1 pseudogene is annotated in these 682 nt (G+C 55.6%); it reads left to right on the top strand.

Annotated elements, in window-relative coordinates:
- Positions 1-682: pseudogene (locus ACTHUE_RS19730) on the top strand (hypothetical protein); the annotation flags it as partial.

The following is a 682-nucleotide window of genomic DNA, read 5'->3' as shown; positions in this document are numbered from 1 at the left end:
GTGAACAACGACGGTGTGAAAGTAGGCGACGATGTTGCATTGACCCAAGACGGCGTTAAAGCAGGTGATGTCAAACTGACCAAAGACGGATTGAACAACGCCGGCAACAAAGTGACCAACGTAGCCGCCGGTACCGACGATACCGACGCCGTTAACTACGGTCAGCTGAAAGAAACCAACGCCAACGTGGCCAAAGGTCTGAACATTGCCGCCGACAACGGTAACGACGACAACGTCCAACTGGGCGAAACCGTTGCTTACCGCAGCAGCGACAAAAACATCGTGACCACCGTGTCTGACAACCAGATTGACTTCAAACTGGCCAAAGACATTACCGTTGACAGCGTCACCGCAGGCGACAGCAAACTGAATACAGACGGCCTCACCATTACCGGTGGCCCGAGTGTGACCAAGTCAGGCATCAATGCCGCCGGCAACAAGATTACCAATGTTGCCGCCGGTACCGATGACACCGACGCCGTCAACTACAGCCAGCTGAAACAGCAAAGCGCCGCTGCCCGTACCGAAGTTGCAGCCGGCACCAACATCAAAGACGTGGTGAAAACGACCGGCGCCAACGGCCAAGACATCTATACCGTCAACGCCAAAGGCACGACTGCGAGCGCAGGTTCGGACAAAGTGACCGTCACTGCTTCAGCAGAAGACGCGAACAACGTGACCG

It is taken from the genome of Neisseria sp. P0021.S005 (assembly GCF_051956955.1).
This window is presented reverse-complemented; position numbering and strand designations above follow the sequence as displayed.